13 protein-coding genes are annotated in these 17,870 nt (G+C 33.7%); 8 read left to right on the top strand and 5 right to left on the bottom strand.

The genetic code is table 11. The features are described 5' to 3' along the window. Positions 1-2: 2 nt before the first annotated feature. Positions 3-1,703, top strand: a complete 1,701-nt coding sequence (locus AB8B52_RS05120; RefSeq protein ID WP_406026047.1) for a sodium:solute symporter family protein — start codon at positions 3-5, stop codon at positions 1,701-1,703. A gap of 71 nt (positions 1,704-1,774) precedes the next feature. Here AB8B52_RS05120 and AB8B52_RS05115 read toward each other — a convergent pair whose 3' ends face one another. Together AB8B52_RS05115 and AB8B52_RS05110 are read right to left on the bottom strand one after the other, a co-directional pair. Further along, positions 1,775-3,943, bottom strand: a complete 2,169-nt coding sequence (locus AB8B52_RS05115; RefSeq protein ID WP_406025885.1) for a hypothetical protein — start codon at positions 3,941-3,943, stop codon at positions 1,775-1,777. 109 nt (positions 3,944-4,052) lie between these two features. Further along, positions 4,053-5,981, bottom strand: a complete 1,929-nt coding sequence (locus AB8B52_RS05110) for a transglutaminase family protein (protein WP_406025883.1) — start codon at positions 5,979-5,981, stop codon at positions 4,053-4,055. 182 nt (positions 5,982-6,163) lie between these two features. On the opposite strand from AB8B52_RS05110, the gene acs reads away from it, so the two are divergent. Next, on the top strand, positions 6,164-8,071 hold the full coding sequence (acs, locus tag AB8B52_RS05105; protein WP_406025881.1) for an acetate--CoA ligase: 1,908 nt from the start codon (positions 6,164-6,166) through the stop codon (positions 8,069-8,071). A gap of 5 nt (positions 8,072-8,076) precedes the next feature. Here acs and AB8B52_RS05100 read toward each other — a convergent pair whose 3' ends face one another. Then, positions 8,077-8,238, bottom strand: a complete 162-nt coding sequence (locus AB8B52_RS05100) for a hypothetical protein (RefSeq protein WP_406025880.1) — start codon at positions 8,236-8,238, stop codon at positions 8,077-8,079. A gap of 124 nt (positions 8,239-8,362) precedes the next feature. On the opposite strand from AB8B52_RS05100, the gene AB8B52_RS05095 reads away from it, so the two are divergent. Together AB8B52_RS05095 and AB8B52_RS05090 are read left to right on the top strand one after the other, a co-directional pair. Continuing rightward, positions 8,363-9,028, top strand: coding sequence for an HAD family hydrolase (locus AB8B52_RS05095; RefSeq protein WP_406025878.1), 666 nt, complete (start codon positions 8,363-8,365; stop codon positions 9,026-9,028). A gap of 147 nt (positions 9,029-9,175) precedes the next feature. Then, entirely contained in the window at positions 9,176-11,767 is a 2,592-nt protein-coding gene (locus AB8B52_RS05090) for a zinc-dependent metalloprotease (protein WP_406025876.1), read from the top strand. 255 nt (positions 11,768-12,022) lie between these two features. Here the strand turns inward: AB8B52_RS05090 and AB8B52_RS05085 are convergent, their stop codons facing one another. Together AB8B52_RS05085 and AB8B52_RS05080 are read right to left on the bottom strand one after the other, a co-directional pair. Then, on the bottom strand, positions 12,023-12,943 hold the full coding sequence (locus tag AB8B52_RS05085) for a competence protein CoiA (protein WP_406025874.1): 921 nt from the start codon (positions 12,941-12,943) through the stop codon (positions 12,023-12,025). 224 nt (positions 12,944-13,167) lie between these two features. Then, positions 13,168-13,545 (bottom strand): LysM peptidoglycan-binding domain-containing protein, encoded by a 378-nt coding sequence (locus tag AB8B52_RS05080; protein ID WP_406025872.1) that lies wholly within the window; start codon positions 13,543-13,545, stop codon positions 13,168-13,170. Positions 13,546-13,825: 280 nt separating this feature from the next. On the opposite strand from AB8B52_RS05080, the gene rpsA reads away from it, so the two are divergent. The 4 genes from rpsA (at position 13,826) to AB8B52_RS05060 (ending at position 17,814) form a co-directional block, all read left to right on the top strand. After that, positions 13,826-15,673, top strand: coding sequence for a 30S ribosomal protein S1 (rpsA, locus tag AB8B52_RS05075; protein WP_406025870.1), 1,848 nt, complete (start codon positions 13,826-13,828; stop codon positions 15,671-15,673). A gap of 323 nt (positions 15,674-15,996) precedes the next feature. Then, positions 15,997-16,536 (top strand): bifunctional pyr operon transcriptional regulator/uracil phosphoribosyltransferase PyrR, encoded by a 540-nt coding sequence (pyrR, locus tag AB8B52_RS05070; protein ID WP_406025868.1) that lies wholly within the window; start codon positions 15,997-15,999, stop codon positions 16,534-16,536. 12 nt (positions 16,537-16,548) lie between these two features. Next, the gene (locus tag AB8B52_RS05065) at positions 16,549-17,478 is read left to right on the top strand and encodes an aspartate carbamoyltransferase catalytic subunit (protein ID WP_406025867.1); all 930 of its coding nucleotides are present in this window, start codon (positions 16,549-16,551) and stop codon (positions 17,476-17,478) included. Positions 17,479-17,481: 3 nt separating this feature from the next. Then, positions 17,482-17,814, top strand: a complete 333-nt coding sequence (locus AB8B52_RS05060; protein ID WP_406025865.1) for a ribonuclease Z — start codon at positions 17,482-17,484, stop codon at positions 17,812-17,814. The last annotated feature ends 56 nt before the right edge of the window (positions 17,815-17,870 follow it).

Raw genomic sequence — 17,870 nt, 5'->3', positions numbered from 1 at the left:
AAATAGATGTTCAAACTTGGACCTATATTTTAGTAGGGATTACCTTTACGCTCTATATTGGTATTGCCATTTGGTCTAGAGCAGGTTCAACCAAAGAATTTTATGTTGCAGGTGGAGGAGTATCTCCATTAGCAAATGGAATGGCAACTGCAGCAGATTGGATGAGTGCAGCATCGTTTATTTCTATGGCCGGTATTATTTCTTTTGCAGGTTATGATGGAGCGGTTTATTTAATGGGTTGGACAGGTGGTTATGTATTGCTGGCTTTGCTCTTAGCTCCATACTTACGAAAGTTCGGTAAGTTTACCGTTCCAGATTTTATAGGCGATCGCTATTATTCAAAAACGGCAAGAATTGTTGCTGTGTTTTGTGCTTTGTTAGTTTCTTTTACTTATGTCGCTGGCCAAATGCGTGGAGTAGGAATCGTGTTTTCTCGATTTTTGGAAGTTGATATTAATACAGGAGTCATCATAGGAATGTTAATCGTTTTATTTTATGCCGTATTAGGTGGTATGAAAGGCATCACATACACACAAGTTGCGCAGTATTGCGTTTTAATATTTGCATTTATGGTTCCTGCGATTTTTATTTCTATTCAAATGACAGGAAATCCAATTCCGCAATTAGGTTTTGGAAGCGCACTTAATGATGGTTCTGGTACTTTTCTTTTAGATAAGCTAGATGGTTTAAGCACAGAGCTTGGTTTTTCAGAATATACTGAGGGTTCAAAGTCTATGATAGATATGCTTGCGATTACCTTAGCTTTAATGGTTGGTACTGCAGGTTTACCGCACGTTATTGTTCGGTTTTTTACAGTGAAACGTGTAAAGGATGCTCGGAAATCAGCAGGAATAGCTTTACTGCTTATCGTTATATTATTTTCTACAGCTCCTGCTGTGGCTGCTTTTGCTAGAACTAACTTAATTGAAACAGTTTCTAATCAATCATATGCTAATGTGCCAGAATGGTTTAAGAAATGGGAAGAAACGGGCTTAATAAAATTTAACGATAAAAATAACGACGGATTAATTAACTATATTGCCGACGAAGCTAAAAATGAATTGATTGTAGATCGGGATATTATGGTTTTGGCAAATCCTGAAATTGCTAAACTGCCCAATTGGGTCATCGCTTTAGTGGCTGCTGGTGGATTGGCTGCAGCTTTATCAACAGCAGCAGGTTTATTGCTTGTTATTTCATCATCAGTATCTCATGATTTAATTAAAAAAATAATCAAACCTTCTATTTCCGAAAAAGGGGAATTAGTAGCTGCAAGACTTTCTGCTGTTGGCGCAGTTTGTATTGCTGGCTATTTTGGAATTAATCCTCCAGGTTTTGTGGCAGCCGTTGTGGCTTTAGCCTTTGGTTTGGCTGCAGCTTCATTTTTTCCGGCGATTATTCTCGGAATTTTCTATAAACGTATGAATAAGGAAGGTGCTATTGCAGGCATGGTTGTCGGAATCATAAGTATGCTGCTTTATATGATGAAATACAAATTGGGCTGGTTCGATGACGAATTACCAAATAAGAGTGAATGGTGGTTTGGTATTTCACCTGAAGGTTTCGGTACTATTGCTATGTTATTAAATTTTATAGTTTCAATAACGATTATGAAATTCAGCAAAGCACCTCCTCAAGAGGTTCAAGATTTAGTTGAGAATATTCGTATTCCTAGTGGAGCTAATGAGGCTGTAGAGCATTAATAAGAAATAAAAAAACTTCTTATGATTTCACATGCTCATAAGAGGTTTTTTCAAAACATTCAAAATCGGCTTTACTTCTTTTTCAACAATATCTTTTCATTTGTAAATTGATTGGCTTCATCTAAAAAAGCAATCATTTTGTTCCAATTACTACTCGGTTCAAAATTGTGTTTGTATTGTTTAGATGTTGTAACAATAAGTTGGTTGCCTTCAATAGCAGCTGTACTTATAAAAGCACCAGTAGCGTTATTAACCGATTTATTTAATTTGTCTAAACCAGCAATGGTGTAGCCTTCTGGAATATTAAAAGTGATGTTATAATTGAAACTTCGGGCATTAGCTGTATTAATGTTTTTTGTGCGTTCGCGTTCTTTTTCTTCGAGATCAATTTGGCCACCAATGAGCTTGCCAATTTCGATAATATAATTAGGACCTGCTTTCTTAATTAAAGCATCTTTAGCTGTAAAACTTTCTGTAAACGTAAAATAGTCGTCTAATCCGTAACGTCCTGTATTCTCAATATTATGCGTGTAATCTTCGATTTCTTCAATCTGAAATTCTGCTTTTGCATTATTTTCAAAGCGTTCTTTTTGTTTATCCTTAATTTTTAAAGCAACAGCATCGAGTTCTTTTTTATACCTAATTTTATCCTTTTTACGTCTTACCATATCAACGAAGGGTAGGGTTTCGTATTTGGCATAATCTTCTGTGACGTAGTCCATAAACATTAAACGATCAAACTGTTCGTCTTTTTTAGAATGGCCTTTGTAGCTGCTTTTTGCACTTAAACTAATTCCAGAAAAATCCTCATTAAGACTTACGGTAATGTCTTTTTTTGTTTCATTATCTAAATGTGTAGATACAGGAAGTGTACCTCTTTCAATCACATCAATTCTATTACGCGTTGGAGATAATAAATACACATCTGTACCTTCAATTAAAGGTGAAAATTCATTAATATTAGTATGTAGGCTAAATAATTGTGCGTAGAGTGGAGTAGCAGTTTCTACTTTAATCATTGTATTTACATTTTTTTCAATCAATAAATCATCAATGGTACCATCGTAACGTTTTTTAGCCACTACAATTTCGTACTTAATATCTTCGCTATTGAGATATTCCGTAAAATGACGCACAAATTGTTTTTGATTTTGAATAAAAACAGGATCACCATAAACCAAAAATGGATTGTACATTATTTCAGCCTCTTTAATAATCATGGCCTCTACAAAGCGTGTAAGGTAATAATGACGCATAAAATAATAAGCTTCTGTTACTTTTTCGGTGTCATTTTTAAAGGTTTTCTTTTTGAAAAATCGTCTCACATCACCAACATTTCCATCTGGTCTAAAACGACTTTCATACAGATCTAAAACTTCTTGTTTTGAAACAGAGGTTTTAATAATATCTTCTTTCTCAGGTAAAAAGGCTAAGGCACTATCTTCAAATTTTCCAGATCTTGCAAAGTACACTTGAAATTTATAAGATGGTATTTCTAAAAGCGGATAAGACCAACGTTTGTATTCGGCTTTTTCAATATCTGAAGCTACAAGCTCGTAGCGTCTCATATTGCGTTTTTCTGTGGGAATTTCAGTCAATTTTGGAGCTCCATTAAAGGAGTTGAAATTGATGAAAAAGTCATTTTCAGTTTCAAAAAATAACTTAAAATCAACCACAGGATATTCTTCACCTAAATAGGTTTCAACCGGATCAAAACCAAAAGCATAAGTGGTTTTAAAAGGCTCCAAGCGGTAAAAATAATAATCAATGATATCACCAATTTCTAAATTGGCAATTGCAATTTTAGTTTCACCATCGACCTCTACAGATTCTTCCTCAACGTTAATTTCTATTTCACTTCCGTCTGGTTTTACAATTTTAATACCAACGTAGTTATTGCCTGCTTCTTTCCAAGTATAACGTCCTTTGTCTGATCTAAAGCGTTTTACAAAAGCAAATTCTGAGAATTCTTCTACAGCTGCTTTATCTAATAATTTAATGCGCTGTCTTACAGAACTGGTATAAGTGACGTTTTTACCATATTTATGGAAGTCGTAGTTTTCGTTTTTGTATAAAATTACAGCAGATTCGTTATTCCATTTTTCAGGAACGTCCATCATTGTTTTATAGTCATCTTTTTCTCCCCAGAAAAAATCTTTAGCCTCTAGCGCTTCTCTAGATTGAGAAAAGACAGAAAGTGTAACGAGCAATACTATGGTAGTTAATCCTTTGATCTTCATATAATAATGTTATAATATTTAATTGTAATTCGGCCTTTATGCTTTAATTTACTGAACACTGAACACTGAACACTGAACACTGAACACTGAACACTGAACACTGAACACTTTAGTCTTTTGTTAAGATAATTTGTTCTTTATAAATGGTGTTCAGTTCTTTTATAAAGCCATTCCATTCGTTAAAATCTTTGGTTTCAATTTTTGCGTTTTTAATCTGAAATAGCTTTTTATAGGTTAGCGTATTATTTTCAGTTTTAAACTTAACCGACAAGTCATAATTATCGCTCGAAATGTTAATATTATTTGGTACATGCGTAACACTATAACCTGTAGGGATTTTTAACTTCGTAGTAGATTCTAAATATTTTTTAGAGCTGAAAATATAATCAACATCGCGTTCGTCTAACTCAAAACCACTGAATTCTTTATCTAAATCAAGATCGATATAGATGGAATTATCAAAAGTAGACACAGCGTTTTTTACGCTAAGATCATGAGAAATGGTGACGTTAAGTTCGCGATTAGATAAATCTGAAGTCGTGATGTTTGTCACTTTCCTGTTACTGTCCGCACGACTTAAATACGATTCTAAAAACGCTTCTTTTTTGTCGGTCTTTAGCTGATCGAAATAATATAAAAGTCCAGATCTGCTTTCTCCGTTAAATTGTTTTTCAACCGTACCTACTAAAACTTCATCTTTTAAAGTGAGTTCATAATTGTAGTATTCTTTATTAAAAGGCGCCTCACTTGTCGGTACATATTTTAAAATAAAAGCATCGTCATCTTCTATTAAAACTTGTTTGCCTTGTATGCGATCTGCATATTCACCAAAGGCATTAAACTTTTCGGTACCATCTAAAAAAACGACCTTATCATCCTTAAATAAAGCACAAATCATGTGGTTATCGACGGATAAATTTGGAGTGGAATAATCGTAGGCAATGTGTTTGGTACCAATCCATGTTAAACGCGCGTCAAAGCCAGCTTCAATAAGCATTTGCTTGGTTAAGTTCGCCATTCCTTTACAGTCACCATAGCGTTTGTTAAACACATTTGCAGCTTCATCTGGTTTGAAACCTGCAATACCATCTTCAAAAGCGATATATCTAATGTTATCTTGTACCCAATAGTAGATGTTTTTAATTTTTTCTTCGTCGGATTTAGCATTTTCGGTCAACTCCACAACCTTAGATTTAATATCTGTATTGTCATTTTCTAAGCTGTTAACTAAGGATTTGTACCAATTGTAGAGGTCTTGCGTAGAATTGAAAATAGGTGTCGTTTCTCCTTTTTTGGTATAAGATTTAGCTAAGATTAATAAATGAGGATAGACATATGTTGGTCCTGGTGCATTAGAAACTCTATGCATTGCAGGTGTGTCTTTTAAAGTATAGGTATATGTTTTAGACTTATTTTTTGAATTGGTTTCTATAGTTTTTTCAATAGCATAGCCTTCAAAATTGAGCTCTTTTAATTCGAGGTCGAGCCAATCTGGGATTTCAACAGAAATGACTTTTTTTTCAATAGGATACGACTCATTAAAAAACAATTTGGTAAAATATTTAATGTCTTTATACGTCTTTATTAAATGCGTATTGTAACGGTAGCCTTGCAACGGAAAATCAATTTGTGTGTACTTTACTCTTGAATCAACATGAAATAGATCATCACTTTTATATGCTTCATCTTCTATATTAAAACCAGCATATTTATCGTTTTTATAATAAATACTAAAAAGTTGAATTGAGGACTGACCATCATAAAAAGAGTATTTTTGAATGTCTGCACGCGAGATCATGTTAATCATTTTCTCTTTGGCATCATGTATAACGGTAACTTTCTTATTGCGGCTATCAAAGTCGAAAGTAACAAAGTCAATGCTTTCTTCAAGGGCAATTTCGTCATCTTTATGGTCAAACTTTTCTTTTAGCGCATTAGCTTTAGCGATATCTTCAGCATTTGGTTCTATTTTTTTTTGACTAAAAGAAGTGGTCAAAATAACGATACTAAAAATAATAGCGAGGGCATATTTTATCATGTAATGGCTGTAAGAGGGCTAATATATTTAAATGTTGAGAACATTTAAAAGAAAACACATAATAAGTACCGAATTTCGTTGAAGTTCACATTTTTGTTTTTGAACCTATTTTACGTTTCAAAACTTCACACAGATAAATATAATTTTATTAAATTACGGTTCCATTAAATCGTCGTAAATCAATGAGTAATTATCATATTAAACAGTTTGAAGAATATTTTCAAGTCTACCGAAAATCAGTTAGAAATCCTGAACAATTCTGGGAAGAAATAGCAGAAGAGCATTTTGTTTGGAGAAAAAAATGGTCTAAGGTTTTAAGCTACGATTTTGGTAAACCTGAATTTAAATGGTTTGAAGACGCTAAACTCAATATTACTGAAAACTGTCTCGATAGACATTTGCATACAAGACGTGATAAAACGGCTATTTTATTTGAGCCCAATAATCCAGATGAAGCTGCGGAGCATATTACCTATAAACAATTGCACGAACGGGTTTGCAAATTTGCCAATGTTTTAAAAGATAAAGGCATAAAAAAAGGAGATGTGGTTTGTATTTATTTACCTATGATTCCTGAATTAGCTATTTCTGTTTTGGCATGTGCCAGAATTGGTGCTATTCATTCAGTTGTTTTTGCTGGTTTCTCTGCTTCGGCCTTGTCTTCAAGGATTAATGATTGCGATGCAAAAATGGTGATTACCTCAGATGGTTCTTATCGTGGTTCAAAAACCATAGATCTAAAAGGTATTGTTGATGATGCTTTAGCAGATACATCATCTGTAGCATCTGTTTTGGTTGCCAAACGCATTCACTCAGACATTAGGATGAAAGACGGTCGAGATTTTTGGTTACAACCGCTTTTAGATGAAGCGTATTCAGACTGCGTTGCTGAAATTATGGATGCAGAAGATCCTCTATTTATTTTGTACACATCTGGTTCAACAGGAAAACCAAAAGGCATGGTGCATACTAGTGGTGGTTACATGGTTTATACCGCTTACACGTTTAAAAATGTATTTCAATATCGTGAAGATGACGTGTATTGGTGTACTGCCGATATTGGTTGGATAACAGGACATAGTTATATCGTTTACGGGCCTTTATTGAATGGTGCAACTTCTGTAATGTTTGAAGGTGTACCAAGCTATCCAGATTACGGACGTTTTTGGGATATTGTAGAAAAACATAAAATCACGCAATTTTACACAGCACCTACGGCTATTAGAGCTTTGGCAAAACAAGGCACTGAGTTTGTTGAAAAACACGATTTGTCTTCATTAAAAGTATTAGGGTCAGTTGGTGAGCCTATTAACGAAGAAGCTTGGCATTGGTACGATGAAAACATAGGAAAAAAGAAAAGTCCGATAGTAGATACTTGGTGGCAAACTGAAACAGGAGGTATTATGATTACGCCAATTCCATTTTCTACACCAACCAAACCAACGTATGCCACGTTACCATTTATAGGTGTACAGCCAGCATTAATGGATGATAATGGACAAGAATTAAAAGGTAACCAAGTAGAGGGACGACTTTGTATTAAATTCCCTTGGCCTTCCATGGCACGGACGATTTGGGGAAATCACCAACGTTATAAGGATACCTATTTTTCTGCTTACGATAACATGTATTTTACAGGAGATGGTGCTTTAAGGGACGAAGTAGGATATTACAGAATTACAGGTCGTGTGGACGATGTTATTATTGTGTCTGGTCATAATTTAGGCACTGCACCGATTGAGGATGCTATTAATGAACATCAAGCCGTTGCAGAATCTGCTATTGTAGGCTTTCCACACGATGTAAAAGGAAATGCACTCTATGGTTATGTGACTTTAAAAGATAGTGGAGAAGGACGAGTACATAATAATTTGAGAAAGGAAATCAATCAATTAATTACTGATCGGATTGGACCAATTGCAAAACTCGATAAAATTCAATTCACAGAAGGTTTGCCAAAGACACGATCAGGTAAAATTATGCGACGAATTTTAAGAAAAATTGCCTGTAATGAAACCGATCAGTTGGGTGATACGAGTACGCTTTTAAATCCAGAAGTTGTGCAGGATATTATGGATAATGTATTGTAAACGGATTAAACGTCTTTTGTTTTTTTTGCTTTAGCCATGTCAACGATTTCTTTTAATCGTGCTTTGCGCTCAGCATCTTTACTTTTAGTTTTATTCTTTTTCTGAGCAATTAATTTGCTATGCTTGGCTTTATTGGCTGTGTTTTTTTCGCGTCCTTTTTTTGCCATGTGATGGGTTGTTTTTTCTTGATGGTAAATCTAAACATTATTTAATACAATAAAACTAAGGTTAAGGGTTCTTCTCAGAATATTGAAAGATACTTTTCTATCTTCGCCAAAAAAAAATAAAGATATGCTAAAAGCTGTGTTGTTTGATATGGATGGTGTTATTGTAGACACAGAGCCCTTGCATCGTAAAGCGTACCATCACATGTTTGATGAGGTTAACATTAAAGTTGATGCAGCTTTGTACGAATCTTTTACAGGTCAATCCACAATTAATATCTGTAAACGCTTAGTCACACATTTCAGTTTAAAAGAAACACCAGAATATTTAGTAAACTTAAAACGAAAACATTACAAATATATATTTGAGCACGATGACGAACTCGCTCTTATTGATGGCGTTTTAGACCTCATAAAAGATTACCATGTTAATGGCATAACCTTAGTTGTAGCGTCATCAGCATCAATGAAAGGTATCATTCAAATTTTTGAACGTTTTGATTTAAATCAATATTTCAGAGCAAAATTTAGCGGAGCAGATTTAAAGCAGTCCAAACCGCATCCCGAGATATTTATTAAAGCAGCAGAATTTACAGGCTTTAAAACGTCTGAGTGCATGGTGATTGAAGATTCTACAAATGGCATAAAAGCGGCACATGCTGCAGGTATTTTCTGTGTTGGTTTTAAAAGTCCGCATTCTTCAGGGCAGGATTATAGTTTGGCTAATGTTGTGGTATCTAGTTTTAGTGATATTGGTTTTTCAAAACAGCATTTGTTTTTTAAAAAGCAATAACTGTTTTATGATAAAAAACTTGAATTTAATAGAGTGAATTAAAACTAGTCTTAAAACCTAGATTTTAACAATTCCACAAAAAATAGTCTTCATTTATTTTATATCTTGTAAGGCATAAATTTATATTAATTAATCACCTAACAAATTATGATCATCAAAAAACGAAATGCTTTCAGACTTCTGTCTTTAGCATTATTAATGTGTGCGTTTATTTTACCTCAAAATTTAGAGGCACAGCGAAAAAAGAAACGAAAAAAGGACAAGACCGAAACGCCAGCTCCGAAGCCTAAGAAAAAAGAAAAATCAATTGAAGATCTTACAAAGTCTAGTGAAAAAATAGAAGGACTTTTTACAATGTATCGTGATACCATTACTGGTACGCTACATATGTTGGTAAGTGATGCGCATTTCAATAAAGACTACATTCATTTTAATCAAGTGTCTAATGGAGTAGTTGATGCAGGTCGCTTTAGAGGATCTTACGGAGGCTCTAAGGTATTTAGAGTTAAAAAATACTATGATAAAATTGAGTTTGTAACCCAAAACACATCGTTCTATTTCGATCCAGAAAATGCCATTTCAAAATCTAAAGATGCCAACACGAGTGAAGGTATTATGGCAACTGTAAAAATTGAAGCACACAATGAAAAAGAAGGCCTTTATTTAATAAAAGCCGATGGTTTATTTTTAAAAGAAACCTTAGCTCAGGTAAAGCCTCCACGTTTTCCTGGTTCTAATCCTTTTGCATTTACACTTGGTAATTTAGACAAGATTAAAACAAAAGTTAACAGTATTAAAAACTATGAAGACAACACCAATTTAGAAGTGGAGTATGTGTACTCAAAACCTTCTGTGTTAAATGGCGGATCTCAGGCTGTTACTGATGGCAGAAATGTAAGTATTAAGATGTTTCATAGTTTAATAGCGATGCCAGAAAGTGATTATGCACCTCGTTTTGATGACCCTAGAGTGGGTTATTTTACAACGCAGGTTGAAGATCAAACTGCTACCAATTCAGCACCATACAGAGATTTAGTACATCGTTGGAATTTAGTAAAAAAGGATCCTAACGCAGCGATTTCAGAGCCTGTAAAACCAATTATCTGGTGGATGGAAAACTCAACACCTGTAGAATGGAGGGAAACCATTACGCAAGGAGTTTTAGAATGGAATAAAGCTTTTGAAAAAGCAGGATTTAAAAATGCTATGGTTGTAAAAATGCAGCCAGACGATGCGGATTGGGATGCTGGTGATATTAATTATAATGTATTGCGCTGGACATCCTCTCCAAACCCTCCATTTGGAGGTTATGGACCAAGTTTCGTCAATCCTAAAACAGGTGAGATTATTGGTGCAGACATCATGTTAGAATACGTACATTTTACAAACAGAGTATTTTACGATCGCTTATTTGATTTGGCGAAAGCAGATGTAGAATTTGATGCATCAGATTATTTACAAAAGCATAAAGTATTGTGCTCATTTGGACATGTTATGCACGAAAATACCATGTTTGGCCAAGCGGTCGTTGAAGCTTCAGGCGGCTCTGACTTAGAAATGGCACGTATGAAAAAAGAATCGATGCTTGCCTTAATTATGCACGAAGTAGGGCACACCTTAGGTTTAAATCATAATATGAAGGCGAGTCAATTGTTTTCACCTGAAGAATTAGCTAATAAAGATTTCATTGAAGGCAAATGTTTAACAGGTTCTGTCATGGATTATGCTGGAATCAATTTAACAAACGACAGAAGCAAGCAAGGCCAGTATTACGATACGTCTGTAGGGCCTTACGATATTTGGGCGATTCAATTCGGTTATACGCCATTTAAGTCGGAAGCTGAAAAAACAACGTTACTTAATAGATCAACCGAACCACAATTGATATTTGGTAACGATGCTGATGATATGCGTGCGCCAGGAAAAGCGATCGATCCTAGAGTAATGGTAGGTGATTTATCTAACGATCAAATAGGGTATTCTATAAACAGAATTGAATTAGTAGATAGTATGATGAATGCGGTGAAAACTAAGTTTGCTAAAACGGGTGAATCTTATCAAGAATTAAGACGTGCTTATTATTTGTTAAGCGGTCAACGTGCTATTGCAACAGGCGTAATGTCTCGTTTTATTGGAGGCATCTATGTGGATAGAGCCATGATTGGTCAAGAAGGAGGAACACAACCATTTACTCCAGTACCTCTAGAGGATCAAAAACGTGCTATGAATGCCCTGAAAAAGCATGCATTTGCACCAGATGCTTTCAGCGCACCAAGCGATTTATACAATTATTTAGCAATGCAACGTCGTGGTTTTGGTTTCTTTAGAGGTCCTGAAGATCCAAAAATTCACAGTCAAGTGTTAACGTATCAAGAAAATATATTAAACCATATTTTGCATCCAAATACATTACAACGTATCACAGATAGTGAATTGTATGGTAATGAGTATTCACTGACAGCGTTTATGACAGATTTAAATGCTGCTATTTTTAAAGCAGATATTTATAGAAATGTCAATTCGTTTAGACAAAACTTACAACTAGAGTATACCAATAGACTTATTGATATGCTTACAGGTAAGCAAAGTAGTCGTTATACAAATAATGCAAAATCTATGGCATTGTATAATTTAAAACAAATTAGAGCTATGGCTGCACCAAGCGGCAATGTGTCTAGTAAAGCGCATAAGCAACACTTGCGTACTTTAATTGATAATGCGCTTAAGGAAGTGAAATAAAGAAAATAACATAGAACTTTTATAGAAAAGGCACAGATTGTAATTCGTTTACAGTTTGTGCCTTTTTATCGTTTAATTATTTCGTTATCTAGTAAAAAGTTTGTTTTCTAATTTGATATCGGATTTGTGTATGATTAGTGGTGTGATAAAGCAACTAATTTAGCAAATAAAAACTAAATATAAAATTCGTTAGGATTTTTGTAAGTAGGCGAGAACCAGCCATTGATTACACACGTTGTTCTACGCAGTTTTTATTCAGGTGTATTTCAAATATTTATTAATAAAATCAGAACGTTTTATTATTCTATTTTCTTGATACCAATATATTAACTCAGAACCAAGACCATCTAAATTGTCAATAAATACAGGGAAAGTCATAAAATTAATAAATTTCCGCCAGTATTTTTTTTCCAAATCTACTTTAGTGTAGTTGTCCTTATTTACGCTTATATAAGTAATATTAAATTCCGAAATCAGTTTTTGATAAGTTCCATATCCATAAAGTTCGTTACTTATTTTTTTGAATAAGTAAGTCAATTCACAGTCAAACTGTGAAAACTCTTTGTCAATTTTAAACTCAAATTTAAAATAGTTGCCATTGTTCATTTCAAAATCCAGTAAATCTTTGTCATTTTTCAATTCTGAAAAAGTGTCAGTTTCCCACAATACTGACTTAAATTCATCCATATCATAATCAGAAACTAAATCGCTGTATGCAGGAATAGAGAAAAATAAAGCAAATCTCTTTTGATTAAATTGATAGCTTATTTTGGATTTATTTGCCAGATTTTTTCCATTCAAAATCCAAATCATATTGTTCTTTCCATAGAAACTCTCTCTTTTTGAAATTTCATTAACATTTATTGGTGAGTTTTGAACTTCAATGACTAAACCGTTTTTTAGTTTTAAATCCGCTCGATGAGATTTTCCATTTCCATTATTTTTAATTGTTACTTCTCTAAAATCTTCTGGAAACAAGTTCTGCCATTTAAGATGCCATTCTGTTATTGGTTCGTACCAACTGTCACAGTCGTTTTTTGTTTTATGATACCAATGTTTAATTTTGAATGAACCTTTTCTTCCAATCACAAGAGAATTACAATCACGACATTTCGCTCTTTGTCCAGAAATAGAAACTTCTATTTTGTCATTTTCTTGGTCGTAAGCGTATCTCATTCGGTTTGGTCAAATTGCGTAGAACTAGTATTATGTTAATATAGATTCTATTATCATTACAAAGTACCTTTATAATTGTAAAACGAAGTCTTAAAGTCTAAGGCATAAAAAAGCGATAAGATGATTTACCTTACCGCTTTCAAAATTTTAGAAGTCTTTTAATGTTCGGAAGTCACTCAGAGAAACGACAAATTAAAGATACTAATTTTTTTTTAAATTTTAAATTATAAATTAGGAATAATTAATTCCTGATCTGGATGAATAACATCAGGATTCTTTAAAATATCAGAATTTGCAGCAAAAATCTCTTTATACTTCATAGCATCACCAAAATAGTGCTTTGCTATTTTTCCTAAAGTTTCACCAGAAGCAACCGTATGTCTTGCATACACAGATTCGTCAGCAACTTTAATATCAGCTACAATATCAGCCGGATTTACACCACCTGCTTCTTTTATTTTATCCCAAAGTAAGTTTTTTTCGTATTGCGTGTTTGCAGTACCTTCTACTTTTAATACTCCATTTTCTTCAGTCACATTTCCGTTCTGAATGTTTAATTTTTCACCTAAGTCTAATACGCCTTGGTATTTAGCTCTAACCATTGTTATAAGTTTTAATTGTTAATAGTATTGTAAATATACCAATTTATGCGTCAAAATTTAAAATTGTTAACATCATTTTGATATACATTATATTAGACACCAAATAAAAAATAAAGTCACTTCATTTAGTGTTTGGTTTTCAGAATAATAAGTAGTATTTTTGCAAACCTTTTGGCGGACTTGAGAGAGTGAAGAGGATAACATCATTTATAATTAATAACTTCTGTAGGTTTTCCGCAAAACTTTCTAAAACTACAGAATACAAATTTTAATTCAGCACATGTCTGAAAAAGAAACAAACCAAGCTGAGGTTGAAGCAACTGAAGCAAACGAAGCAGGAACTGCTGTAAGCGCTCCAGTAATCTCTGAAGCACAAGCAAACCCAGAAAAATTCTTAGCAGAGTTCGATTGGCACAATTACGAAGAAGGAATTGAGCAAGTAGCGGACACGAAGTTAGAAGAATTCGAAAAATTAGTATCAGAAAATTTCGTTGACACTTTAGATGACGAAGTTGTAGAAGGTACCGTAATCACTATTACAGATCGTGATGCCATTATTGACATTAACGCTAAGTCTGAAGGTGTAATTTCTCTTAACGAGTTCCGTTACAATCCAGATCTTAAAGTTGGTGACAGAGTTGAAGTATTAATTGACGTGCGTGAAGATGCAACTGGTCAATTGGTATTATCGCACAGAAAAGCTCGTGTAATAAAAGCATGGGAACGTGTTAATAATGCACATGATACTGGCGAAATCGTAAACGGTTTTGTGAAATGTAGAACTAAAGGTGGAATGATCGTAGATGTATTTGGTATAGAAGCGTTCTTGCCGGGTTCTCAAATTGATGTTAAGCCTATTAGAGATTACGATCAGTACGTAAATAAAACTATGGAATTTAAAGTTGTAAAAATCAACCATGAATTCAAAAACATAGTAGTTTCTCATAAAGCTTTGATTGAAGCTGATATCGAAGAACAAAAGAAAGAAATCATTGGTCAACTAGAAAAAGGGCAAGTATTAGAAGGTATTGTGAAAAACATTACGTCTTATGGTGTGTTTATTGATTTAGGCGGTGTAGATGGTTTAGTTCATATTACAGATTTATCTTGGTCACGTATCAACCATCCAAATGAGATCGTTGAATTAGATCAGAAATTAAATGTTGTAATCCTTGATTTTGATGAAAACAAGTCTAGAATACAATTAGGTCTTAAGCAATTATCTAAGCATCCTTGGGAAGCTTTAGGTGAATCCGTTAAGATTGGCGATAAAGTTAAAGGTAAAGTTGTGGTCATTGCAGATTACGGTGCATTTATTGAAGTAGAAGAAGGTGTAGAAGGTCTAGTTCACGTGAGTGAAATGTCTTGGTCAACACATTTACGTTCAGCACAAGATTTTGTAACTGTTGGTGATGAAATCGATGCTGTAATCTTAACTTTAGATAGAGAAGATCGTAAAATGTCTCTTGGTATTAAGCAATTAACACCAGATCCATGGACTGATATTACGACTAAATATCCTGTAGGTTCTAAGCACACAGGTATTGTACGTAATTTTACAAACTTTGGTGTTTTCGTTGAATTAGAAGAAGGTATTGATGGATTAATTTACATCTCTGACTTATCTTGGACTAAGAAAATTAAGCATCCATCAGAATTTTGTAATGTAGGTGATAATTTAGATGTTGTTGTATTAGAGCTAGACGTTGAAGGACGTAAATTATCTTTAGGACATAAACAGACTACAGAAAATCCATGGGATAAGTATGAAACTGAGTTTGCCTTAGATACTGTTCATAAAGCAGCAGTGACAGAAATGGTAGATAAAGGAGCAACAATTGAATTTAACGAAGATATAGTTGCATTTATTCCGGCACGTCATTTAGAGAAAGAAGATGGTTCTAAACTTAAAAAAGGTGAAGAAGCAGACTTCAAGATTATTGAATTTAATAAAGAATTCAAACGTGTTGTAGCATCTCATACAGCAGTATTTAGAGCTGAAGAAGCTAAAATCGTTAAGCGTGCTGTAAGAAAGCAGGAGGCTCAAGCGGCAGAAGCTAAACCAACTTTAGGTGATGCAAATGATGCTTTACAAGCACTTAAAGATAAAATGGACGGGAAGAAATAATCCCATTCCTTTAAAAAAAAGGAAATTCATTAATCTATATTATAAAGCCTTTCGTTATACGGGAGGCTTTTTTTATGAATTAAGATTTAAGTAAATGGAAAAAACTTGCTCAGAAAGGATTATGTAGAATCGAAGTAGTTAAAAATAAACCATACTTTGATGAGTTTCAAAAGTCTCTTTACTTTAATCAGACTAAGTTTAAGTACATAAATATGATAGCATAATTTATGATTACATTCGTCCTCAATTAACAACATAAAATAACCATTGCATACAAAAAATATTATCCTAACTTTGTAAGCCTACAACGTTTGGATACTATAATGAGTCAAAAAGTATTACTTAACTCTAAAGAAGTCAATATTACCCTTCACAGATTGGCTTGCCAACTTATTGAAAACCATGATGATTTCTCTAAAACCGTCCTTATTGGTATTCAACCAAGAGGAAAATATTTGGCGAATCGTATTGCCCAAATGCTCAAAGTAGACTATAAAATAAAAAACATTCAATTGGGCTATTTAGATATAACCTTTTTTAGAGATGACTTTAGACGAGGAGATAAACCGTTAGAGGCTAATACTACCAATATAGATTTTATTGTCGAAGATAAAAATGTTGTATTTGTTGATGATGTGCTTTACACGGGAAGAAGTATTAGGTCTGCATTAACGGCAATTCAATCTTTTGGAAGACCTAATAATATAGAGTTATTGACTCTAATAGATAGACGTTTTAGTCGTCATTTGCCAATTCAACCAAATTATAGAGGTAGACAGGTGGACGCAATAGATCTTCAAAAAGTGAAAGTTAATTGGGTTGAAAATGAAGGCGAAGATGCAGTGTATTTAATTGATAAATAAAATACTATAATTATGAGTGAATTAAGTGTCAATCACTTATTAGGAATTAAATATCTTAAAGAACGAGATATTGAACTTATATTTGAAACTGCAGATCAATTTAAGGAGGTAATTAATAGACCGATTAAAAAAGTACCTTCACTTAGAGATATAACGATCGCTAATTTATTTTTCGAGAATTCAACAAGGACTAAGCTATCATTTGAATTAGCCGAGAAACGGCTTTCAGCAGACGTCATAAATTTTTCAGCTGCACAATCTTCAGTTAAAAAAGGGGAGACGCTTATAGATACAGTTAATAACATTTTATCCATGAAAGTAGATATGGTGGTAATGCGCCATCCTAACCCTGGAGCAGGAGTGTTTTTGTCGAAACATGTTAATGCGAGCATTATAAATGCAGGTGATGGAGCGCATGAGCATCCAACACAGGCATTGTTGGACACGTATTCAATTAGAGAAAAACTAGGCAGTGTAAAAGGAAAAAATGTTGTTATCGTAGGTGATATTTTGCATAGTAGAGTAGCACTCTCCAACATTTATGCACTGCAATTGCAAGGGGCTAAAGTTATGGTGTGTGGACCAAAGACATTACTTCCAAAATACATTAAAGACTTAGGTGTAAAAGTAGAAACAAATTTAAAAAAGGCCTTAGAATGGTGTGATGTAGCAAATATGCTAAGAGTACAGAACGAGCGTATGGATATTAGTTACTTTCCTTCAACTAGAGAGTATACACAACAATTTGGTGTTAATAAAGAATTATTAAATAGTTTAGATAAAGAGATTGTAATTATGCATCCAGGACCTATAAATCGTGGCGTAGAAATTACAAGTGATGTGGCAGATTCAAAACAAGCGATCATATTAAACCAAGTTGAAAATGGCGTTGCAATTAGAATGGCTGTAATATACCTTTTGGCTTCTAAAATAAAACAATAGCTTATGATTATTGATAGAGACGGAAATACGACTATAATTACCCAAGAAAATTCTTCGGTTAAAACATTGGTTCACACTATTGAACAAACTTATGAGACGTATAAAAACTATCATCTTGTAGTTAGATTATCTAGCTTGGAAAAGATTGCACTAGATGATGTGGTTGAATTTTTGCGCTTAAGTAATAATCACCGATCTGCTAAGAAGTCTTTTGTAGTTGTTTCAGATAAAGCAGAATTAGACAAAATACCAGATGAAATTGTGGTCGTCCCAACGCTACAAGAAGCAGCTGATATCATTGAAATGGAAGACATAGAACGTGACTTAGGTTTTTAGTCAATGAAACTAATCATCCTAGGCTGTCACAGCGCAACGCCAAGAACAAATACTAA

Origin of the sequence: Winogradskyella sp. (genome assembly GCF_045105575.1) — a bacterium.
Classification (GTDB): Bacteria; Bacteroidota; Bacteroidia; order Flavobacteriales; family Flavobacteriaceae; genus Winogradskyella.
Note: the sequence above shows the minus strand (reverse complement) of the source record. Positions and strands in the feature narration are given on the sequence as shown.